Raw genomic sequence first — 21,444 nt, forward strand, 5'->3', positions numbered from 1 at the left:
TTCTCGTACGCCGCCGGTGACGCCGTACGCCGCGTCGTGTGCCGTCAGTCGCCGATAAGCGCATCCACGAACGCTTCCGGGTCGAACGGCGCCAGGTCGTCGGCGCCCTCGCCGAGACCGATCAGCTTCACCGGCACGCCCAGCTCGCGCTGGACCGCGACCACGATGCCGCCCTTGGCCGTGCCGTCGAGCTTGGTGAGCACGATGCCGGTGATGTCCACGACCTCGCCGAAGACTCGGGCCTGGACGAGACCGTTCTGCCCGGTCGTGGCGTCGAGGACGAGCAGCACCTCATCCAGCGGGGCGTGCTTCTCAACGACGCGCTTGACCTTGCCCAGCTCGTCCATGAGGCCGGTCTTGGTGTGCAGGCGGCCCGCGGTGTCGATGAGCACGACGTCGTAGCCCATCTCCTTGCCTTCCTTGACCGCGTCGAAGGCCACGGAGGCGGGGTCGCCGGCCTCGGGACCGCGCACGGTGTAGGCACCGACCCGCTCGCCCCACGTCTGCAGCTGGTCGGCGGCGGCGGCCCGGAAGGTGTCCGCGGCGCCGAGGACGACGGTGCGGCCGTCGGCCACGAGGACGCGGGCGAGCTTGCCGGTGGTGGTGGTCTTGCCGGTGCCGTTCACGCCGACGACCATCACGATGCCGGGCTTGCTGGCCTCGGGCTCGGTCTTGACGGTGCGGTCCATGTCGGGACCGACCAGCGTGAGCAGCTCCTCGCGCAGCAGCCCGCGCAGCTCCTCGGGCGTGCGGGTGCCGAGCACCTTCACGCGCTCACGCAACCGCTCGACCAGCTCCTGGGTGGGCTGCACGCCGACGTCGGCGGTGAGCAGGGTGTCCTCGATCTCCTCCCAGGTCTCGTCGTCGAGGTGCTCGCGGGACAGGAGCGTGAGCAGCCCCTTGCCGAGCGCGTTCTGCGAGCGGGACAGGCGGGCGCGCAGACGGACCAGACGGCCGGCGGTCGGCTCGGGGATCTCGATCGGGGGCGCTTCGACGACGGGCGGCTCCTCGACGACGACGGGAGCGGAACCTTCTGGAAGGTCCACCTCCTCGATCGTCCGGCGCTCCTCGTCGCGCGGTGTCTCGGCCTCTTCGCCGACGTGCGGCTCGGCCGGAGGGGCGGTGATGTCGGGCGTCGTGGGGGGCGCCGGGGGCAGCGGCTTCTTCCGCCGGCTGCCGACGAGGAGCCCGCCGAGCGCGACGAGCACGACCACGGCGATGACTACAGCAAGGATGACGATTTCCATAACACCCCCAGTATGGCGTGACCTCCTGCTCGGCCGTTCGTCGTACGCGCGGGGCCAGAGGCCCCTCCGGGCCGGGCCGGCCCGCGGTCCGCCCTCGCGTCGGCCGGAAGCCCGTCAGGGGCGGAGTCACGACGGGTCCAGTATCCGAAGGCCCGTCGGTTACGCAGAGCAGCGTCCCCAGGGTGTGACACGGCTCATGAAGTGGGCCGTGACACACCCTCGCCCCTCGTTCGGCGGCGGCTCCGGAGATGGCCGCGCACCCCTGGTTACCTGACACCCTGTCAGCTAACGTTTCCCTGCACACCCGCCCGGCGTAGGCGAAGGGGGCCTCTCCATGCCCGTCACGGTCGTACGGTTCAACCTCGTCGAGCCCGGTGCCACCCCCGCCTCGCTCGGCGCCCGCTACCGGGCGGCCCTGGAGATGGCCGCGTACGCCGATGACCACGGAATCACCACCGTGCAGACGGAGGAGCACCACGGGGTCGCGAACAACTGGCTGCCGACGCCCTTCGCCTTCGCCGGCGCGGTCTTCGGAGCGACCCGGCGGCTCGCGGTCACCGTCTCCGCGGTCATCGGCCCGCTGCACGACCCGCTACGGCTGGCCGAGGAGATCGCCGTGCTGGATCTGCTCAGCGGAGGCCGGCTGGTCACCGTCGCCGGAATCGGCTACCGGCCCGAGGAATACGCCCTCTTCGACGTGGAGTGGAAGCAGCGCGGAAGGCTCCAGGACGAGCTTCTCGACACCCTGCTCCGGGCCTGGACCGGCGAGGAGTTCCCGTTTCGCGGCCGCACCGTGCGCGTCACCCCCCGCCCCTGCAGCGACCCGCACCCCCTGCTGCTGGTGGGCGGCTCCTCGAAGGCGGCGGCCCGCCGCGCCGCCCGCCTGGGCCTGCCCTTCTTCCCGAGCGCGCACCTGCCGGAGCTGGAGACGTATTACAAGGAGCGGCTCGTGGAGTACGGCAGCGAGGGCTGGACGATGATGCCCGCCGCCGAGACCCCGCTGCTGCACATCACCGAGGATCCCGACCGGGCGTGGGCGCACTACGGCGAGCACTTCCTCCACGAGGCGCGTACGTACGCCTCCTGGCAGTCGGGCGGCATCCGCTCGGCGGTGAAGTCGTCGGCCACGACGGTGGACGAACTGCGCGCGGAGGGCGTCTACCGGATCCTGACGCCCGACGAGTGCGTGGCCCTGAGCCTGGACAACTACGTCCTGCACCCGCTGTCCGGCGGAATGCCCCTCGACGAGGGCTGGCGCAGCCTGCACCTCTTCTGCGAGAGCGTGCTCCCCCGTCTGGAGGACTGATCGTCGTATGTCGCCGCCTCCGCGCAGCGGCGCGCCCCGGAGGCGAACGAGCCCGAAAACACCCCCGCCCGGCACGGTCAGTGACCGGGCCGGGCGGCGGCAGGATCCGAGGAGAGGGGCAGCGGGGATGCGGCTTTTCTCCCCGAGCTCGAAGCGACGGGTCAGCCCATCTCCTCCAGGGCCTTGCCCTTCGTCTCCTTCACGAACTTCACAACGAACGGGACGGAGAGCGCGGCGAAGGCCGCGTAGATCACGTAGGTCGCGGAGAGGTTCCAGTCGGCCAGTGACGGGAAGCTCGCGGTGATGGCCCAGTTGGCGATCCACTGCGCGGCGGCGGCCACGCCCAGGGCGGCGGCGCGGATCTTGTTCGGGAACATCTCGCCGAGCATGACCCAGACGACCACACCCCAGGACAGGGCGAAGAAGAGGACGAACACATGGGCGGCGATCAGGGCGATCCAGCCCTGGGCGGCCGGGAGCTTGCCGTCGACGAGGTGGGAGGAGAACGCCCAGGCCTCCAGAGCCAGACCGACCGCCATGCCGACCGACCCGACGAGCGCGAGCGGCCTGCGGCCGATGCGGTCCACGAAGATCATCGCGATCACGGTGCCGACGATGTTGATGATCGACGTTGTGAACGAGTAGAAGAACGAGTCCGTCGGGTCGACGCCGACCGACTGCCACAGCGTCGAGGAGTAGTAGAACGCGACGTTGATGCCGACGAACTGCTGGAAGACCGACAGGCCGATGCCGATCCAGACGATCGGCTTGAAGAAGAAGCCGCCGCCCAGCAGGTCCTTGAAGGCCGACTTGTGCTCGCTCTTCATCGCGTGCTCGATCTCGGCGACGCGGGCGTCCAGGTCGACCTCCTTGCCCTCGACCTCGGCGAGGATCTCCCGGGCGCGCTCGCGCTTGCCGACGGAGAGCAGGAAGCGCGGGGACTCGGGGATGGCGAAGGAGAGCAGGCCGTAGAGGATGGCAGGGACGACCATGACGCCGAGCATGACCTGCCAGGCTTCCAGGCCCATCAGCTTGCCGCGCTGGTCGCCGCCCGTGGCGTTCAGCAGACCCCAGTTGACCAGCTGCGAGATGGCGATGCCGATGACGATCGCGGCCTGCTGGAAGGAGCCGAGCCGACCGCGGTAGGCGGGCGGGGCCACCTCGGCGATGTAGGCGGGGCCGATCACGGAGGCCATGCCGATGGCGAAGCCGCCGATGACGCGCCACAGGGCGAGGTCCCACAGGGCGAACGGCAGCGCGGAGCCGACGGCGCTGATGGTGAAGAGGACCGCTGCGATCTGCATGCACCGGATGCGGCCGATGCGGTCGGCTATCCGGCCCGCGGTGGCGGCACCGATGGCACAGCCGATCAGGGCGATGGCGATGACCTGGGCCAGCGCTGCGGAGCCGATGTCGTAGCGGTCCCGGATGGCCTCGACGGCGCCGTTGATCACGGAGCTGTCGTAGCCGAAGAGGAAGCCGCCCATGGCGGCCGCCGCCGCGATGAAGATGACATGCCCGAGATGTTCGGGGTGAGCCGTCCTGGCTCCTGTCTGAGGTGCCTGCGCTGTGCTGGTCACGTGTGTAACTCCTCGGGCCACCGGCAAGGCCGCCGGGGTGGGGGCGAGCCCTGTCAGGTAGCGAGACCTGAAGGTAAAAACAACATTGCAGAGGCTATGCCTTCAAGTTTCGAAGTCAATAGGGCTGAAGTCCTGGCGCTTTACCGCAAGCGCTAGCCGATTGCGTTCAGGAGTTGAATTTTAAGAGAGGCGCAGGTCAGGACACGTGTAGCTCACATGCATCTAGCGCAGCCGTTGGGAGATGACCTTCGACACACCGTCACCCTGCATGGAGACGCCGTACAGCGCGTCGGCGACCTCCATCGTCCGCTTCTGGTGCGTGATAACGATCAGCTGCGAGGCCTCCTGCAGCTCCTGCATGATGCGGATCAGCCGCTGCAGGTTCGTGTCGTCGAGGGCCGCCTCGACCTCGTCCATGACGTAGAACGGGCTGGGCCGCGCCTTGAAGATGGACACCAGCATCGCGACGGCGGTCAGCGACCGCTCGCCGCCGGAGAGCAGGGACAGCCGCTTGACCTTCTTGCCCGGCGGACGCGCCTCGACGTCGACGCCCGTGGTGAGCATGTTGTCCGGGTCGGTCAGCACGAGTCGCCCCTCACCGCCCGGGAACAGCCGGCTGAAGACACCCTCGAACTCCCGGGCCGTGTCCCGGTACGCCTCGGTGAAGACCTGCTCGACGCGCTCGTCGACCTCCTTCACCACCTGGAGCAGGTCGGCGCGGGTCTTCTTGAGGTCCTCCAGCTGCTCGCTGAGGAACTTGTGCCGCTCCTCCAGCGCCGCGAACTCCTCCAGGGCGAGCGGATTGACCTTGCCGAGCTGCTGGTAGGCCCGCTCGGCGGCCTTGAGCCGCTTCTCCTGCTCGACGCGCACGAACCGGCGGGGCTGGTTGCGCGGGTGCTCGGGGTCCTCGGGCAGCTCCTCGCCCTCGGCGGGCGGCGAGGGCGGCACCGGCTGGTCGGGGCCGTACTCGGCGATCAGCCCCGCCGGTTCGACACCGAGTTCCTCCAGCGCCTTGGTCTCCAGCTGTTCTATGCGCAGCCGCTTCTCGGCGCCGAGCACCTCGCCGCGGTGGACGGAGTCCGTGAGCTTGTCGAGCTCCGCCTTGAGGTCGCGGCCCTCGATACGGGCGGCGGCGAGCTCCTCCTCGCGGCGGGCTTTGGCCGCCTCGGCGGCGGTGCGCTCGGCTTCCGCACGTTTCAGGGACACCTCGACGTGGGCGAGGAGCTGCCGGGCGCCGGAGGCGACGGCCTCCGCCACGGCGGCCTCGTGCCGCAGCCGGGCCCGCCGCTGTTCGGCACGCGCGCGTGCCTCGCGTTCGGCACGGGCGCCCCGGTCGAGGGAGTCGGCGCGTCCGGCCAGCCCTTTGACCCGCTCCTCGTGCGTACGGACCTGCAGCCGGGCCTCCATCTCGGTCTGCCGCGCGTTCGCCCCGTCGGCGACGAGCCGGTCGCGTACGGAGGTGTCGGGCTCCTCCTCCACCGGCATCTCCTCGGCGACGGCGAGCCGCTCGGCGAGTTCCTCGACTTCCCCCAGGGCCTTCTCCAGGGCCTCCTGGGCCCGGGCAGCCGCCGCGGTGGAGCGCTCCGCCTCCCCGGCGGCGCCCCGCGCCTGCCCGGCCAGCCGTCCCAGCTGCTGGGCGACGGCGGACTTCTCCCGTTCGGCCGCACGCCGCCGTTCCGCCAGCTCCTCGACGAGGGCGGCGCACTCCTTGCGGCGAACCCCCGCGAGCCGCTGTTCCTCAGTCAATTCCTCGCATCTGACGGCGAGTTCCTCCAGCTCGGCGGCGGCCTCGTCGACGGAGGCCTGCACCTCGAGCAGGCTCGGCGCCCCGGCGGACCCGCCGTGCGCGAAGTGCGCCCCGAGGAGATCGCCCTCGGCAGTGACGGCGGTCAGATCAGGTCGCGTGTAGACGAATTCCTCGGCGTCCTCGAGGGTGCCGACCACGACGATGCCGCGCAGCAGCCGCCGCACGGCGGGCATCAGCTCGGCGGGACCGCGGACGAGATCGGCCGCGAAGGCAGGCCCGTCGGCACGGGACGGCCGGGGCACGCCGCCCAGGGCACCCCGCGCTTCAGCGGGCTCGCCGCCACGGATGACGGCTGGGGCGTCGAGGGCGTGGGGCTGCCTGCCGTCCGAGCCGGTCGCGCCCATGGCAGCTGAAGCGACGCCCGGGCCGTTCGCGTCCCCGCTCGCACTCGGGTCCCCGGCCGCACCGCCGCCGCCGACGCGTGCCTCGCCTGCCGGCTCCTCCGGCGCCCCCGCCAGCAACAGCGCCGCCCGCCCCGCGTCCTGCTTGCGCAGCAGCCTGATCGCCTCGGCCGCCTCGGCCGGGCTCGTCACGGCGATCGCGTCCGCGGCGGCACCGAAGGCGGCCGCCAGCGGCACCTCGTATCCAGGTGTCACCGTCAGCAGTTCGGCCGCCGGGCCCAGGAGTCCGGAGAGACGGTCCCTCGCGCCGAGCAGGGCGCCCGTGCCGTCCTTACGGCGCAGGCCCAGGGCGAGGGCCTCGTGGCGGGCCGCGACGGCGGCGCGCCGGCGCTCGGCGGCGGTGGCCGCCTCGCGGGCCGCCGAGAGGGCCGACTCCGCCTCCGCGAGGGTCCGCTTCACCGCCTCGTGCTGCTCGGTCAGATCCGCGTCTCCGGCGTCGAGTCCGTCGACCTCGGCTTTGAGGGCCTCGTACTCCTCCTGGGCGGCGACGGCGCGCTCCTGCGCCTCGTCACGGGCGGCGGCGAGCCGGTCGATCTCGGCCTGGGCGGAGGCGGCACGCGAACGGGCGGCGTTGACCTGCCCGTTCAACCGGGCCAGGCCCTCTCGGCGGTCGGCGATGGCTCGGGCCGCGTCCTTCAGCCGCCGCTCCTCGATCGCCAGTTCGCGCTCCAACTCGGCCCGGTGCGCGACGGTGTCCTCCAGCGCGCGCTCCGCCGCTTCCAGGGCCGCCTCCAGCTCGGCCTCCTGCTCGCGGATGCGCGCGGCCTCGCGCTCCATGTCCTCGGGGTCGCGTCCGCGCCGCTCCTCCGGGGGCGCGGAGGTCGCGCTCTTGACCCGGGCGTCGGCCAGCGAGACGGTGCCGCGCACCCGCTCGGCGAGCTGCGACAACTCGTACCAGGTCTGCTGGGCGCGCTGCAGACGCGGCGTCAGCCGCCGTACCTCGTCCTCCAGGAGCGCCTCTCGCTGCAGTGCCCTCTTCAGCTCGGCCTCGGCGGCCTCCTTGCGCTCCTTGAGCGCGGCCTCGTCCGCGATCTCTGACTTGAGTGCCTCCCGCAGCCGTACGAGATCGTCGGCGAGCAGGCGCAGCCGGGCGTCGCGGAGGTCGGCCTGGATCACGGCCGCCCGGCGTGCCACGGCCGCCTGCCGTCCCAGCGGCTTGAGTTGGCGGCGCAACTCGTCGGTCAGGTCCTGGACGCGGGCGAGGTTCGCCTGCATGGCGTCCAGCTTCCTGAGGGCCTTCTCCTTGCGCTTGCGGTGTTTGAGCACACCCGCGGCCTCTTCGATGAAGGCGCGGCGGCCCATGGGGTCGGCGTGCAGGACGGAGTCGAGCTGGCCCTGACCGACGATCACGTGCATCTCGCGGCCGATGCCGGAGTCAGAGAGGAGTTCCTGGATGTCGAGCAGACGGCAGGTGTCGCCGTTGATCTGGTACTCGCTGCCGCCGTTGCGGAACATGATCCGCGTGATGGTGACCTCGGCGTACTCGATGGGGAGGGCGCCGTCGGTGTTGTCGATGGTCAGGGACACCTCGGCGCGGCCGAGCGGTGGGCGCCCGGTGGTGCCGGCGAAGATGACGTCCTCCATCTTGCCGCCGCGCAGCGACTTGGCCCCCTGCTCGCCCATGACCCAGCTGAGCGCGTCCACGACATTGGACTTGCCCGAGCCGTTCGGGCCCACGACACACGTGATCCCCGGCTCGAACCGGAGCGTGGTCGCCGAGGCGAACGACTTGAACCCGCGGAGGGTCAGGGCCTTGAGGTGCACGCCGCCGGACTCTACCTTCCGCCGGTATCTCACTCCATGAACCCGCGGTTTCACCCCTGAACGTGCAGGGCACATCATCCGTTAAAGAGACTGAAAGGGTGCCGGGGGCAAGAAAGAAGGGACGCCGAGGCGTCCCTTGCAACCCTGACTGGTGAGCGGTTGATACGGGCAGCCCAACCACTGCTTGTGCCTTTGTGGAGCGATGCAGTGATCAGGTGAGCGCAGGCTCCGCCTGGTGTGCGTCGATGCTCTCCATGATCCTGTCGTGAGAAGCGGCAGCCGTCAGCGCGTCGTTCTCCGCCTGGATCCGTACGAGCTCGGATTCGAGCTCCTGGACGCGCTGCTGGAGCCGTCGCATCTCGGCGAGGAGTCGAGGGTCGGAGCCGCCGACGTAACCGAGAAGCGCCTTTGCCATGATGGATGGTCCTCCACACTGAGTGACCGACCGAAGCGGTGTGGGTCGTGAGGGATTCGCACCCGCGGTGCTTGGCACTCTTGAGTTTTGCGCCGTTCTTACATGCCAAACAGCTAAGGTGCGCGGGGCTTTCAGCGTCTCACCAAAAAGTTTGACGGTCAACACGATCACGCCCTGCATCGGCGGGCAACCCGGGAGTGCGCGGCCCTGGACGGGCGGCGCCACGGCTCCTGCGGGCCCCTGCGGGCGAGGAGATCATCCTTACCTGCGGAGCCTGCCACGACAGGCGATTCTTGGCAACCACCAGGCCCTTTCTGCTCCGGGCAAGTGCCAGTGGCATGTCCCTCCGCCTCCGGGACCGGTTTCGTGGGGTGGTCTCAGCGGATCGCGAAGCCGTCGTAGCCGCCGCGAGGGGTGTCCCAAATCTCAGTGACTCCGTCCACACGTCCGGGTGTGTCGTCGCCCCGCAGCCAGTCCAGCAATCCCTCGCACCCCTCGCGCGGTCCCTCGGCGACCACTTGGACCCGCCCGTCGTCCAGATTGAGGGCGAAGCCGCACAGGCTGCCGATCTCCAGCGCCTTGGCCCGGGTGAACCAGCGGAAGCCCACACCTTGGACACGTCCGCGCACCCACGCGACGAGCCGTGCATCGTCGTTCATGGGTGCACGCTAACCGGCCAATGTCCCACTGGGCACTTCCTCCCCTTGCGTCATGCTGTACCGTCCCCACCCATATGAATCTCATGTGAAACTCACTCGATCGAGTGAGTTGCGCTGACCGCAAGACCAGGAAGGCCAGCAGATGGGACGCCACCGACGCTCCGCCGCCGGACGCGCCGCCACGGGGGGCCGCGCCACCGAAGTCACGCAGAAGCATCAGCCTCCCGCGGAGGGTTACGGTCCGGAGAACCTCTACGGCTTTGCCGCGGTCCTGGAGGCGGAGCGGCGTGCGACCCGCTCGCACCGCAAGAAGAGGGCCGCGACCCCGGTGCGCACGGGTCTGCTGGGCGTCTCCGCGGCCGTCGCGCTGGGCACCGTGGCGGTCGCCACCGGGGTACTGCCGGGCGGCAAGCAGTTCTCGGTGAGCGGTGACTCCGGCAACGCCCAGGCGGGGGGCACCACCCCGTCGGGCTTCGCAACCGAGCAGGGTGGCACGAGCGGCACCGCGGACGGCCGCGGGTCCACCTCCACGAGCCGTGACTCCGACCGCACGGCCACGCCCACCGCGGCCCCATCGGCCTCGGCGTCCCCTTCGACGTCGGCGCCCGCGCAGGAGCCCTCGAAGACACCGTCCCCGACGGCGACCAAGACGGCGACGGCCGCGCCGCCGGCGCAGAAGAACACGAAGAAGCCGGAGACCACCCCTCCGGCGAAGGTGACCACCGAGGCGGCGGCCCAGGCCGAGGTGCTCAAACTGGTCAACCAGGAGCGGGCCAAGGCGGGCTGCAGCCCGGTGACCCCGAGCGGTCCCCTGCGGAAGCTGGCGGAGGCGTTCAGCCTGGACATGGCCCTGCGGAACTTCTTCGACCACACCGACCCGGGCGGCCAGGACCCCTGGGACCGTGCGGCCGCACTCGGCATCACCGACCTGGGCGGCGAGAACATAGCCCGTGGCCAGGCGACCGCCCAGGAGGTGATGGACGCCTGGATGAACAGCCCCGGGCACCGGGCGAACATACTGAACTGCGACTTCCAGACGCTGGGCGTCGGAGTGCACTTCGGAGCCGGCGGCCCTTGGTGGACGCAGGACTTCGGTTACTGAGAACTCCGCAGGTCAGCGCCCTGTGAGGTCTCCTGGGCCGTCGCGGGGCCGTCATCGGTAGTCCTCTGCTCACCGAAGACTGCATCGACGGCGGCCCGCGTACGGGTCGCGCTGGACGGCATCAGGTGCGTGCAGGTCCGCAGGGTGAAGCCGGGGCCATGGTGTCCCAGGTACTCGCTCAGGGCCTTGATGCTCTCCCCCGCGTCAAGACCCGCGCACGACGCGGGCGCGCGCCGCCTCTGCGGCGCGGCCTGCCTCCTGATGGCGCGATAAGACGTCGGGCGGTGACTCATGCCAGGCGTCCTGGGCGAGTGGGCATGTTACGGAGCTGACGGCGGGTGTCCCCGGACGGAACGGATGCTGCCCGACGCTGAGGAGACACCCATGGCCGACCGACCAGCCCCCCTCTGGGTCGGTATCGACGCCGGCAAGGCCCATCACTGGCTGGAGCCGACCTCATCCGCCATCGCAAGGCATTCGGGGCCCATGGCCACCATGGGAACTCCGTTCGCCGCACTCACGCTTGGCTCACCGGGGCGATCTCGTCGAGCAGGCCGCGGACACGCTTTTCGATCTCGTCGCGGATGGGGCGGACGGCGTCGACGCCCTGTCCGGCCGGGTCGGGGAGCTCCCAGTCGAGGTAACGCTTGCCGGGGAAGACGGGGCAGGTGTCGCCGCAGCCCATCGTGATGACCACGTCGGACGCCTGGACGGCCTCAGTGGTGAGCACCTTGGGCACCTCGGCGGAGATGTCGATGCCCGCCTCCGACATGGCTTCGACGACCGCGGGGTTGACCGTGTCGCCGGGTGCCGACCCGGCGGAGCGTACCTGTACGCGCTCGCCCGCCAGGTGCGTGAGGAACGCTGCGGCCATCTGCGAGCGCCCGGCGTTGTGGACGCAGACGAACAGTACGGACGGGTGCTCAGCAGGGGTGGTCATGGCGGGTGTCTTTCTGGGCGGAAGGCGGTCAGGGGAGCGTGGGGGCAGCGAGTTCGGGTTCGCCCTGAAGAGGGACGGTGCTGGCCTGCGCGGGTGCCGGGCGTCCGAACACCGCAATCACCAGCCCCAGCCCCAGCGCGGCACCGACCAGCTGGGCCGCGATGAACGGGCCGAGCGAGCCGGGGGCGATGCCGGCGAAGGTGTCGGTGAAGGCCCGGCCGATGGTGACTGCCGGGTTCGCGAACGAGGTGGAGGACGTGAACCAGTACGCCGCCCCGATGTAGGACGCCACGGCGGCGGGGCCGAAGTGGGCGCGGTCAGTGCGGGCCAGTCCGAAGATCAGCAGGACGAGTCCGGCGGTCGCGACCACCTCGCCCAGCCACAGGTGAGCCGCGAAGCGGTCATGGGCGGACCACTGCACCAGCGGCTTGCCGAACATGGCATCAGCCACGAGGGCACCGCCGACGGCTCCCGCGATCTGGGCCGGGATGTATGCGGCGACGTCCCCCGCTGTCGGGCCGTCACCGCTGCAACGGCCGGTGAACCAGGCCGCGAGCGTCACGACGGGGTTGAAGTGGGCGCCGGAGACCGGTGCGAGCAGCGTGATGAGTACGCCCAGGACGAAGACCGTGGCCAGCGAATTGGCCAGCAGTTGCACGCCGACGTCCCTGGTCAGCTCGGTGGCCTGGATGCCGGAGCCGACGACCACTGCGACCAGGGCGGCCGACCCCACGGCTTCGGCGAGGGCCCGGCGTGCCAGCGAGGCGGCCACGCGGTTGCCTCGGCCGTCTGCGGCGTCTTCAGGAACGCCGCGAGCCGGTCGAGGGTGGCGGGCATCGCCCAGTAGTAGACCCACGTCCCCCGCCGCTCGCAGTCGATCAGACCGGCCTGCCGCAGCAGCTTGAGATGATGCGAGATCGTCGGCTGGGACAGGTCGAAGGCCGGGGTCAGGTCACAGACGCAGACCTCACCGCCCGCCCTCGAAGCGATCATCGACAGCAGCCGCAGGCGTACGGGGCCGCCCAGCGCCTTGAACAGCTTCGCCAGCTCCGCGGCCTGGTCCTCGTCCAGGGGCGCGGTCACCAGCCCTGGGCAGCACGCGCCGTTCTCGTCGCTCTGTCCGAGCACCGCAAGCTCTTGCTTCGACATACGCCTATGTTGACATCCTTCGATCCAAGGCACAAGCTTGCATCGACAAACATCAATGCAAGCCGATGGGAGCCTTGCCATGCCCCGCGCTCAGCTCGCCCTGCGTGTCAGCGACCTCGAAGGGTCGATCGCCTTCTACTCGAAGCTCTTCGACACCGAACCGGCCAAGCGGCGCGAGGGCTACGCCAACTTCGCCATCACCGAACCCCCTCTCAAGCTCGTCCTGATCGAGGGCGAGCCCGGACAGGAGACCCGTCTCGACCACCTCGGCGTCGAGGTCGAGTCCACCGACCAGGTCACCGCAGCAACCAGCCGTCTGAAGGATGCCGGGCTGACCACTTCCGAGGAGAACGACACGTCCTGCTGCTACGCCCTCCAGGACAAGGTGTGGGTCCACGGCCCCGGCCAGGAGCCCTGGGAGGTCTACGTCGTCAAGGCCGACGCCGACACCCTCGGCAAGAGCACCGACCCCAACGCCACGGGCGACGGCTGCTGCACCAACCAGTCCAGCGAGACAGCACCAGCGGCAGCGAGGTGCGCTTGCGGCTGACCACCGCCAACAAGCCACGCAGTGGCACACTGGGGCCGTCGATCAGGGCGCTGCTGGCTCGAGGACGAGGCCCGCACGGGCGCGCGAAGGGCATGCGTGCCCCTTGCGTGCCCGATCAGGCGGCGACCGCCGGGGACTAGCGGGGAACCCCAGTCGGCGCATCGGGAACTCGCAGGTCAGCGCCTCGGCAGGTCAGCACCTATCCGCATACGCGATCTTCCAAATGGGTGCTCCAAGCCCCTGGCAGCGGCGCTTGACTGGGTCATTGAGCCTCCACCGGCCTGAGTGTCGTATGAGGTGTCGGCGGAGGACGTCGAGCCCTCCTGAACCCCCGGTCAGCTACTGGTGATGCAGAAGGGATGCCCAGCCGGATCGGTGAGAACCCGCGCCCTGGCAGCCTCATGAGGCTGGTGATCCGGCTTGCCCGCGCCCAGCTCCAGCAGGCGGGCTTCGACTGGTCAGCGCATCCTGCCGGTTGGCGCTGTGGTCGCGTACGCTTCGAACATGACCACCATGCAGGGGCAGAACCTGCCGTACGACGTGTTCTCCAAGGCATGCCCGTCGCGGGGCACGCTGGAGCACGTCACGGGACGCTGGGGGTCTCTCACGCTCGGCGCGCTGTACGAGGGCTCGTTCCGGTTCAACGAGCTGCGTCGCCGTGTCGACGGCGTCAGCGAGAAGATGCTGTCCCAGACCCTTCACGCGCTGGAGCGCGACGGCCTCGTGCACCGCGAGGCCCAGCCGACGAACCCCCCGCGCGTGGACTACGAACTGACGCCGCTTGGCCGCGAGGTCGCCGAGCGGCTGCTGGCCCTCATCCACTCCGTGGAGGGGCGCATGGACGAGGTGCTCGAGGCCCGCCGCCGGTACGACGAGGCACGGGCGGGCTAGGCGTATGCACAGCGGACGTCTACGGCAGGAGGCGCGGCGTCCGCTGGCACTTCGGGCAGAAGTAGCTGGACCGGTTCATCCAGGGGCGGCGGCGCATCGGCGTGGCGCAGCGCCGACAGGGCAGTCCCTCGCGGCCGTACGCGTCCAGTGACCGGTCGAAGTAGCCCGACTCCCCGTTGACGTTGACGTAGAGGCTGTCGAAGCTCGTGCCGCCCACGGCGAGCGCGGCGTTCATCACGTCCCGTACATGGCTGAGGAGTTCGGCGGTGCGCGGCCGGGTGAAGTTCGCGGTGGGGCGCTCGAAATGGATGCGGGCACGCCAAAGGGCCTCGTCCGCATAGATGTTGCCGACGCCGCTGATCAGCGACTGGTCGAGCAGGGCCCGCTTGATGGTCGTGCGCTTGCGGCGCAGCGCCTGGTGGAAGGCCTCGTCGTCGAAGAGCGGGTCGAGGGGGTCACGGGCGATGTGCGCGATGACGTCGGGCAGCCCGTCGGTGGCGGTGTCGTGCAGTGAAAGGCCGCCGAAGGTGCGCTGGTCGACGAAGCGCAGCTCGGTACCGAGGGCGTCGTCGAACCGGAGACGGATGCGCAGGTGCTTCTCGTCCGGGGCCTCGTCCGGCTGGACGAGTAGCTGGCCGCTCATGCCGAGGTGGGCCAGGATCGCCGCACCGGTGGCTTCCACCGGGACCCAGAGGTATTTGCCGCGACGGCTGGGCGCGCCGAGACGCTGCCCCTTCAGCCGGTGCGCGAAGTCCTCGCCACCCGCGGTGTGCCGGCGGACGGCGCGCGGATGCAGCACCTCGACGTCGGCGACGGTCCGGTGGGCGGCCCAGCGCTCCAGGCCGCGCCGCACGACTTCGACCTCGGGCAGCTCGGGCACGGGGCTCCTTCGGAAGGGTGAACAGGGGCGACGTCCGCAGAGTACCTCGTGATCAAGGAGCCCTGGCGAGCCCTTCCGGCCCGGTCGGGAGAACGGCAGCTCACCCGCCCCTCGACCGCGACCGGGACCGGGACCTCACCATGAAACGGACCCCGCCCCGGCTCGGGCGCCGGGGCGGGGTCCGTGATGAAGGATTCAGGCCGTGGCCGCGTCGCTCGCCGGGGCCGAGGCGGTATCGGTGCCCCCGTCGGGAGACTCCGCCGCCGCGGCCGCCGCCTTCGCGCGCTCGTCCGCGTCGGCGCGGATGGAGCGCCAGGCCGACTCCGCGGCCTGCTGCTCCGCCTCCTTCTTGCTGCGGCCGGTGCCGGTGCCGTACGAGACGCCTCCGACGCGGGCGGCAGCAGTAAAGGTCTTCTCGTGGTCCGGGCCGGTCTCCGTGACCAGGTACTCGGGCACGCCGAGCCCCTCGGTCGCGGTCAGCTCCTGGAGGCTGGTCTTCCAGTCCAGGCCGGCACCGAGATTCGAGGACTTCTCGATCAGCGGATCGAACAGGCGGTGCACCAGCTCCGCCGCCGAGTCCAGACCCTGGTCGAGATAGACAGCGCCGATCACCGCTTCAAGGGTGTCGGCGAGGATGGACGCCTTGTCCCGGCCGCCCGTGCCCTCCTCGCCCCGGCCGAGCCGGATGAAGGAACCGAGCTCGAGCCCGCGGCCCACCTCCGCCAGCGCACGCGAGTTGACCACCGCGGCCCGCAGCTTGGCCAGCTGGCCCTCGGGCAGGTCGGGGTGGATGCGGTACAGCGTGTCGGTGACGACGAGGCCGAGGACGGAGTCCCCGAGGAACTCCAGGCGCTCGTTCGTCGGCAGACCGCCGTTCTCGTACGCGTAGGAACGATGGGTCAGCGCACGCACCAGAAGGGCGGACTCGAGCTTGTAGCCGAGCCGCCCTTCCAGAAGCGTGTGGGACGAGGCTGTGTTGTCCGCCTTCTTCCTGGCGTTTGGGTCCGCCTTGGCGTCAGACATCAGACCTCTCACCAGCCGCTCAGACCTCGAGGACCTGGCGCTTGTTGTAGGTGCCGCACGACGGGCACGCGATGTGCTGCTGCTTGGGCTCGTGGCAGCGCTCGCACGCAACCAGGGTGGGGACCGCAGCCTTCCACTGCGACCGGCGGTGGCGCGTGTTGCTGCGCGACATCTTCCGCTTCGGAACAGCCACGGCTACTTCTCCTGCTTCTCGTCGACGCCCGCTTCGGCGCCGCTCATCTCGTCCTTATCGCCGTCTTCGAGTGAATCGGCGAGTCCCTGCAGTGCCGCCCAACGGATGTCGACGGCGTCATGGTGGTGGTCCGGGTCGTCCGCGAGCCGCGCCCCGCACTCGGAGCACAGACCCGGGCAGTCTTCCCGGCACACCGGCTGCATCGGCAGTGCGAGCACCACCGCATCACGCAGCAGAGGCTCGAGGTCGAACATGCCGTCCTCGAGAAAGAGCCTGTCCTCGTCGTCCTCGGCGTCGTCACCGGGCTCCGTGATGGCACGGCCCCGGTCGTCGGCGTCAGGGTACGAGAACATCTCCTGGAAGTCCGCTTCGAGCTCCAGCTCCAGCGGCTCCAGACACCTTACGCACTCCCCCTCGGCCGATGCACGGGCGGTGCCTGTGACGAGCACCCCTTCCATGACCGACTCGAGTCGGAGTTCGAGCTCCACCGGGGCGCCTTCCGGCACTCCGACGACCCCTTGGACACCGAAGTCCTTCGGGGCGTCGACCGTGCGGGACAGGCGCTGCAGCGCACCAGGACGCCGCCCCAGCTCGTGTGTGTCGAACACGAGGGGGTTGCGGTGGTCGAGGCGGGCGTTCAGGGCCATTCCTGCTTTCGGTCTTCGAGACTCGACGGGGGGATGCTGTCCCGTGGTGTTCCGGGCAGCGCTGATCGCGAAGGGTACGCGCGACCGAAGAGCCAGGATACTGGACCTTTCGCTCTCGGCCCAATCCGGTGCGCTCGGGGGCAGTCTGAACCCTCAGTGACCGCCGCGTCCCTGTTCGTACGCCCGCAGCTGCTCGGCGCTGATCATGCTGGTGTCGAAGAGGCTGGTCTCGTCGAGGGCATGGCCCTGGTCGTAGCCCTGCCCCTGGTGCCCCTGGTCGTAGCCCTGCCCCTGGTCGTAGACGCCCTGCTGGTCGTACCCCTGCGCCTGCGGGTAGGCGGCGTACGGATCGGCCTGCTGGTAGCCGTACGCGTCCTGCTGGACATATGTCTGCTGGTAGCCGTACTGGTCGGTCTGCTGATACCCGTAGGGGTCCTGCTGCTGCGCGTAGGCCGGCTCGACCTGCTGGGCCGGGATCACCGGCGTCTGGGCCGGCGTCGCGGGGGCCTGGGCGGGGGTGTCGGCGAGGGCGGCGAGGTCGGCCAGGTAGTCGGCGTCACTGGAGTGCCGGACCGTCGTCGTGTCTTCGGCCAGGGCGCCGAGGTCGTCGGTGGCGATCCGGCCGTGCAGCTTCTGGCGGCCCTTGCCGACGGCCTCCAGGGTCTTGGCGAGCACGGCCTCGAAGGCGCCGAGCTTGACGTCCACGTACGCGTCGGCGTCGCGGCGCAGCGTCTCGGGGTCGTGGCTGCGCTCGGGGGCGTCCTCGTCCTCGTAGCCCTGCTCGTCGAGCCCGGGACCGGTGCCGAGGAGCTTCTCACGGCCACGGCCGACCGAGCCCAGCGTCTTGGTGAGGACGACCTCGAAGTTGGCGAGCTTGGAGTCGACGTAGTCGTCGGCCTCGGCGCGGATCTCCTCGGCCTCCCGGCGAGCCTCGGTGAGGATGCGGTCGGCCTCGTTCTGAGAGCGGCGGGCCACCTCCGTGTCGGAGATCAGGGAGCCGCGCTCGGCGTGCGCGCCCTCGATGATCCGTTCGGCCTCCTGGCGGGCCCGCTCGACCATCTGCTCGCGGTCCCCGATCAGCTCCTGTGCCTGGGCCAGGGAGTCGGGCAGCGCCGCGCGCACCTCCTCGAGCATCGAGAGCAGCTCGGCGCGGTTGACCACGCACGAGGCCGACATGGGCATCGACCGGGCGCTGGAGACCATCGCGACGATCTCGTCGAGCTTTTTCTGCACGTCCACCGTGTGCTCGCCACTCTCTACAGCTGTGTTGGAGACGGACGGATCGACTGTACGACCACTCCTGCCCCGCACGACACCGGATGACGGGCTGTCAGGTTCCGAGATGTCCCCTGTGAACCCGCTCAGTCCTTCCTGAGGCGCTTGTCCAGGGCCTCCAGAACGACCGGAGGCACCAGGTGGGACACGTCACCGCCCCAGGCCGCGACCTCCTTGACCAGCGAGGAGGACAGGAAGCTGTAGGTGGGGTTGGTGGGGACGAACAGGGTCTCCACGCCGGTGAGGCCGTTGTTCATCTGGGCCATCTGCAGTTCGTAGTCGAAGTCGCTGACGGCGCGCAGGCCCTTGACGATGGCCGGGATGTCGCGCTGCTTGCAGAAGTCGACGAGGAGGCCGTGGAAGGCCTCCACCCGGACGTTCCCGAAGTCGGCGGTGACCTGGCGGATGAGGTCGATCCGCTCCTCGATCTCGAACAGGCCCTTCTTGGATTTGTTGATCATCACCGCGACGTACACCTCGTCGTACAGCTTGGAAGCTCGGGCGATGATGTCGAGGTGTCCGTTGGTGATCGGGTCGAACGACCCGGGACAGACGGCGCGGCGCACTTGTGATCCCTCGCTCTCCGGTCCGGTCATCGTGCGTCTTCGCACGTAGAGGCGGCGCGACCGTACCAAAACGTCCCTTCGCCATAGCGACGGGCCCGGATCGCGTCGAAGCCCTCCGGCCACCGGAATTCTCCGCCTCTGGTGCTGCGCTCCACGGTGACGAGGGCTTCGGCCGCGAGCCAGCCCCCCGAGCGGAGTGTGAGCAGAATCTCGCGAAGATCGTCGTCGGAGACCGCGTAGGGCGGGTCCAGGAAGACGATGTCGTACGGCTGCGCCGGCGCCGGAGTCTGGATGATCTGTTCTGCTTTGCCCGCTCGGACCTCGGCGCCGGGAAGCCCGAGCGCCTTCACGTTCCCGCGGACGATGCGGGCGGCCCGGGCGTCGGCCTCCACGAGGAGCGTGTGGCCGGCCCCTCGGGACAGCGCCTCGAGGCCCACGGCGCCCGAGCCGGCGTACAGGTCGAGGACCCGCTCGCCGTCCAGCGGGCCGCCGAGGAGGGACTGCCAGGTGGAGAAGAGGCCCTCGCGCGCCCGGTCGGACGTGGGACGGGTGCCGTTCCCGGGCGGGACGGCCAGACGGCGTCCGCCGGCCCGGCCGGCGATCACGCGGGTCATCTCTTGGGTCCTTGTCGGTGTGCGGTCGGAGCCCTGTTCCACGGGGCGGTGTGCCCGTCCAGTCTCTCAGCCGAAGGCATCCGTGCCAGTGCCGCGCCCGGGCGATCGGCGGATCCGGTCCACCCGGGGACGGTCTCGGGCCCACATCGCTCCGGGAACCGGGCTGCCCCCGGCCCCCGTCAGCCGGCTCACCCCTTGTCCAGGTACTGCTCCCGCTCCTCGTCCAACAGGGCCTCCAGGGCCGTGCGCAGGCCGGGCAGGTGCTCGAGGTCCGGATCGGCGGAGACCACCGCGGCGGCCTCCTCCCGAGCCTCGGCGATGATCTCCTCGTCGTCGATGACGGCGAGCATGCGCAGCGAGGAGCGGGCGCCGGACTGGGCCTGGCCGAGGACATCACCCTCGCGGCGCTGTTCGAGGTCGATACGGGAGAGCTCGAAGCCGTCGAGGGTGGACGCCACCGCGTTCAGCCGCTGGCGTGCCGCACTCGCCTCGGGCATCTCGGTCACCAGCAGACAGAGCCCGGGCGCCGAGCCACGGCCGACGCGGCCGCGTAGCTGGTGGAGCTGTGAGACCCCGAAGCGGTCGGCGTCCATGATCACCATCGCGGTGGCGTTCGGGACGTTGACGCCGACCTCGATGACTGTCGTCGCGACCAGGACGTCGGTCTCACCGGCGGCGAACCGGCGCATCACCGCGTCCTTGTCGTCGGGCTGCATCCGGCCGTGCAGCACCTCGACCCGAAGACCGTGGAGGGGTCCCTTGGCGAGCTGGTCGGCGATGTCGAGGACGGCGAGCGGAGGCCGCTTCTCCGCCTCGTCCTCGGGCGACTTCCTGGCGGTCTTCTTCGGATCGGCGGACTCGTCGATGTCGTCGCCGATGCGCGGGCAGACGACGTAGGCCTGATGGCCGTTCGCCACCTCCTCGCGCACCCGCTCCCAGGCCCGGGCCAGGAAGTGCGGTTTGTCGGCCGCCGGCACCACGTGGCTGGCGATCGGCGAGCGCCCGGCCGGGAGCTGGTCCAGGACGGAGGTCTCCAGATCGCCGAAAACGGTCATGGCGACGGTCCGGGGAATCGGCGTCGCGGTCATCACCAGAAGATGCGGCGGTTGCTTCCCCTTGCCGCGCAGCGCGTCCCGCTGCTCGACGCCGAACCGGTGCTGTTCGTCCACCACGACCAGACCCAGGTCGTGGAACTGGACCTTGTCCTCGATCAGCGCATGGGTGCCGATCACGATCCCGGCCTCTGCGGTGACGAGATCGAGCAGCGCCTGCCGTCGCGCGGCCGCTCCCATGGAACCGGTGAGCAGCACCACCTTGGTGGCCTGCTCGGCCCCGCCGAGCATGCCTCCCTCGGCCAGCTCCCCCATCATCTCGACGATGGACCGGTGGTGTTGCTGGGCGAGCACCTCGGTGGGCGCGAGCATGGCCGCCTGACCGCCGGCGTCGACCACGGCGAGCATGGCGCGCAGCGCCACCATCGTCTTCCCGGAACCCACCTCCCCCTGGAGCAGCCGGTGCATCGGGTGTTCGGTGGCCAGGTCGTCGAAGATCTCCTTCGAGACCTTCTGCTGACCCTCGGTGAGGGTGAAGGGCAGGCGGTCGTCGAAGGCCGCGAGGAGGCCGTCCGGTTTCGGTTTCCGCGCGACTGCCGGGAGTTGGGCGTCCGCGTGGCGGCGGCGGGCCAAGGCGACCTGGAGGACGAAGGCCTCGTCCCACTTCAGGCGGGAGCGGGCGTCGGCGATGTCCGCCTTGGTGTGCGGACGGTGGATCTTCAGGAGTGCTTCGGGGAGGGAGACCAGATTCCTGCCGTCGCGAAGGGAGTCCGGCAGTGGGTCGATCGCCTCCTGGGCGCTGGGCAGCACCGTCTGCACCGACTTGGCGATCTTCCAGGACTCCAGCTTGGCCGTGGCCGGGTAGATCGGGATCAGCGCGCCCGCCCAGCTGTCCACCGTCTCGGCCACATCCTCGCCGTGCAGCAACTCGTACGCCGGATGGGCCAGTTGCAGCCTGCGGTTGAAGACCGAGACCTTGCCCGCGAACAGGGCGCGCGTGCCGGGCAGGAGTTCCTTGTGGGGCTTGTGCACGCCGTTGCCGAAGAAGACCAGTTGGAGGCGGCCGCTGCCGTCGGTGATCGTCACCTCCAGGCGCTGGCCCTTGCCGCGGGGGGCCTTGGGCGAGGCGAAGGTGTGCAGACGGGCGTCGGCGACCTGGGCGACCACCGTCACATGCTCGTCCATGGGGAGGTCGGCGAGGTGCGTGAGCTGACCGCGCTCCTCGTATCTGCGCGGGTAGTGGTGGAGCAGGTCTCCGACGCTGTGCAGGCCGAGGTGCTCGGCCATCACCTTCGCGGTGGCGGGGCCGAGCACCTTCTTCAGCGGTTCTTGCAGTGCGGGCACGAGATCCATTGCACACCACGGCACTGACAATGCCGTATA

20 protein-coding genes and 2 pseudogenes are annotated in these 21,444 nt (G+C 70.2%); 4 read left to right on the forward strand and 18 right to left on the reverse strand.

What is annotated here, in order from left to right:
• Positions 1 to 44: 44 nt before the first annotated feature.
• Positions 45 to 1,247 carry a signal recognition particle-docking protein FtsY gene (gene ftsY / locus ACZ3TS_RS10545; RefSeq protein WP_467615891.1) on the reverse strand — a complete coding sequence of 401 codons (1,203 nt, stop codon included), beginning with the start codon at positions 1,245 to 1,247 and terminating at the stop codon, positions 45 to 47.
• A gap of 334 nt (positions 1,248 to 1,581) precedes the next feature.
• Between ftsY and ACZ3TS_RS10550 the strand changes: the two genes are divergently transcribed.
• Positions 1,582 to 2,553, forward strand: coding sequence for an LLM class flavin-dependent oxidoreductase (locus ACZ3TS_RS10550; RefSeq protein WP_467615893.1), 972 nt, complete (start codon positions 1,582 to 1,584; stop codon positions 2,551 to 2,553).
• A 161-nt stretch (positions 2,554 to 2,714) separates the two neighbouring features.
• On the opposite strand, the gene ACZ3TS_RS10555 is transcribed toward ACZ3TS_RS10550, so the two are convergent.
• From ACZ3TS_RS10555 to ACZ3TS_RS10570, 4 genes are all read right to left on the reverse strand, one after another.
• Positions 2,715 to 4,133, reverse strand: coding sequence for a sugar porter family MFS transporter (locus ACZ3TS_RS10555; RefSeq protein WP_467615895.1), 1,419 nt, complete (start codon positions 4,131 to 4,133; stop codon positions 2,715 to 2,717).
• Positions 4,134 to 4,355: 222 nt separating this feature from the next.
• The gene (locus ACZ3TS_RS10560; RefSeq protein WP_467615897.1) at positions 4,356 to 8,105 is read right to left on the reverse strand and encodes an AAA family ATPase; all 3,750 of its coding nucleotides are present in this window, start codon (positions 8,103 to 8,105) and stop codon (positions 4,356 to 4,358) included.
• A 211-nt stretch (positions 8,106 to 8,316) separates the two neighbouring features.
• Positions 8,317 to 8,520 (reverse strand): hypothetical protein, encoded by a 204-nt coding sequence (locus ACZ3TS_RS10565; RefSeq protein WP_043444185.1) that lies wholly within the window; start codon positions 8,518 to 8,520, stop codon positions 8,317 to 8,319.
• A 377-nt stretch (positions 8,521 to 8,897) separates the two neighbouring features.
• A complete protein-coding gene (locus ACZ3TS_RS10570) occupies positions 8,898 to 9,179 on the reverse strand; it encodes an acylphosphatase (protein ID WP_467615900.1) in 282 nt (93 codons plus the stop codon).
• Between the two features lie 142 nt (positions 9,180 to 9,321).
• On the opposite strand from ACZ3TS_RS10570, the gene ACZ3TS_RS10575 reads away from it, so the two are divergent.
• Positions 9,322 to 10,281 carry a CAP domain-containing protein gene (locus ACZ3TS_RS10575; RefSeq protein ID WP_467615903.1) on the forward strand — a complete coding sequence of 320 codons (960 nt, stop codon included), beginning with the start codon at positions 9,322 to 9,324 and terminating at the stop codon, positions 10,279 to 10,281.
• Here ACZ3TS_RS10575 and ACZ3TS_RS10580 read toward each other — a convergent pair.
• The 4 genes and pseudogenes from ACZ3TS_RS10580 to ACZ3TS_RS10595 all read right to left on the reverse strand — a co-directional run.
• Positions 10,275 to 10,490: pseudogene (locus tag ACZ3TS_RS10580) on the reverse strand (hypothetical protein); the annotation flags it as partial. The gene ACZ3TS_RS10575 and the pseudogene ACZ3TS_RS10580 sit on opposite strands and share 7 nt — an antisense overlap.
• 308 nt (positions 10,491 to 10,798) lie before the next feature.
• A complete protein-coding gene (locus ACZ3TS_RS10585) occupies positions 10,799 to 11,221 on the reverse strand; it encodes an arsenate reductase ArsC (protein ID WP_467615905.1) in 423 nt (140 codons plus the stop codon).
• 28 nt (positions 11,222 to 11,249) lie between these two features.
• Entirely contained in the window at positions 11,250 to 11,993 is a 744-nt protein-coding gene (locus tag ACZ3TS_RS10590; protein WP_467615908.1) for an aquaporin, read from the reverse strand.
• Positions 11,894 to 12,370 carry an ArsR/SmtB family transcription factor gene (locus tag ACZ3TS_RS10595; protein ID WP_467615909.1) on the reverse strand — a complete coding sequence of 159 codons (477 nt, stop codon included), beginning with the start codon at positions 12,368 to 12,370 and terminating at the stop codon, positions 11,894 to 11,896. The genes ACZ3TS_RS10590 and ACZ3TS_RS10595 overlap by 100 nt, the downstream gene beginning before the upstream one ends.
• Before the next feature lie 79 nt (positions 12,371 to 12,449).
• On the opposite strand from ACZ3TS_RS10595, the gene ACZ3TS_RS10600 reads away from it, so the two are divergent.
• A complete protein-coding gene (locus ACZ3TS_RS10600) occupies positions 12,450 to 12,920 on the forward strand; it encodes an ArsI/CadI family heavy metal resistance metalloenzyme (protein ID WP_467615911.1) in 471 nt (156 codons plus the stop codon).
• A 335-nt stretch (positions 12,921 to 13,255) separates the two neighbouring features.
• Here ACZ3TS_RS10600 and ACZ3TS_RS10605 read toward each other — a convergent pair.
• Positions 13,256 to 13,372: pseudogene (locus tag ACZ3TS_RS10605) on the reverse strand (VOC family protein); the annotation flags it as partial.
• A gap of 52 nt (positions 13,373 to 13,424) precedes the next feature.
• Between ACZ3TS_RS10605 and ACZ3TS_RS10610 the strand changes: the two are divergent.
• A complete protein-coding gene (locus ACZ3TS_RS10610; RefSeq protein WP_467615913.1) occupies positions 13,425 to 13,811 on the forward strand; it encodes a winged helix-turn-helix transcriptional regulator in 387 nt (128 codons plus the stop codon).
• Between the two features lie 19 nt (positions 13,812 to 13,830).
• On the opposite strand, the gene mutM is transcribed toward ACZ3TS_RS10610, so the two are convergent.
• The 8 genes from mutM to recG all read right to left on the reverse strand — a co-directional run bounded on the left by mutM (position 13,831) and on the right by recG (position 21,414).
• Positions 13,831 to 14,691, reverse strand: a complete 861-nt coding sequence (gene mutM, locus ACZ3TS_RS10615) for a bifunctional DNA-formamidopyrimidine glycosylase/DNA-(apurinic or apyrimidinic site) lyase (protein WP_467615915.1) — start codon at positions 14,689 to 14,691, stop codon at positions 13,831 to 13,833.
• A gap of 195 nt (positions 14,692 to 14,886) precedes the next feature.
• Complete coding sequence (gene rnc, locus ACZ3TS_RS10620; protein WP_467615917.1) at positions 14,887 to 15,714, reverse strand: ribonuclease III; 828 nt, start codon at positions 15,712 to 15,714, stop codon at positions 14,887 to 14,889.
• A gap of 19 nt (positions 15,715 to 15,733) precedes the next feature.
• Positions 15,734 to 15,907 carry a 50S ribosomal protein L32 gene (gene rpmF, locus ACZ3TS_RS10625; protein WP_003951102.1) on the reverse strand — a complete coding sequence of 58 codons (174 nt, stop codon included), beginning with the start codon at positions 15,905 to 15,907 and terminating at the stop codon, positions 15,734 to 15,736.
• A 2-nt stretch (positions 15,908 to 15,909) separates the two neighbouring features.
• A complete protein-coding gene (locus tag ACZ3TS_RS10630) occupies positions 15,910 to 16,554 on the reverse strand; it encodes a YceD family protein (protein WP_467615919.1) in 645 nt (214 codons plus the stop codon).
• A gap of 153 nt (positions 16,555 to 16,707) precedes the next feature.
• Positions 16,708 to 17,793, reverse strand: coding sequence for an ATP synthase F0 subunit B (locus ACZ3TS_RS10635; protein WP_467615920.1), 1,086 nt, complete (start codon positions 17,791 to 17,793; stop codon positions 16,708 to 16,710).
• A 122-nt stretch (positions 17,794 to 17,915) separates the two neighbouring features.
• Positions 17,916 to 18,395, reverse strand: coding sequence for a pantetheine-phosphate adenylyltransferase (coaD, locus tag ACZ3TS_RS10640; RefSeq protein ID WP_467616127.1), 480 nt, complete (start codon positions 18,393 to 18,395; stop codon positions 17,916 to 17,918).
• Positions 18,396 to 18,421: 26 nt separating this feature from the next.
• Positions 18,422 to 19,009 carry a 16S rRNA (guanine(966)-N(2))-methyltransferase RsmD gene (gene rsmD, locus ACZ3TS_RS10645; RefSeq protein WP_467615921.1) on the reverse strand — a complete coding sequence of 196 codons (588 nt, stop codon included), beginning with the start codon at positions 19,007 to 19,009 and terminating at the stop codon, positions 18,422 to 18,424.
• Between the two features lie 188 nt (positions 19,010 to 19,197).
• Positions 19,198 to 21,414: an ATP-dependent DNA helicase RecG gene (gene recG, locus ACZ3TS_RS10650; RefSeq protein WP_467615923.1), complete on the reverse strand. Its 2,217-nt coding sequence runs from the start codon at positions 21,412 to 21,414 to the stop codon at positions 19,198 to 19,200.
• Between the last annotated feature and the right edge of the window lie 30 nt (positions 21,415 to 21,444).

It is taken from the genome of Streptomyces sp. NPDC022910 (assembly GCF_055561075.1).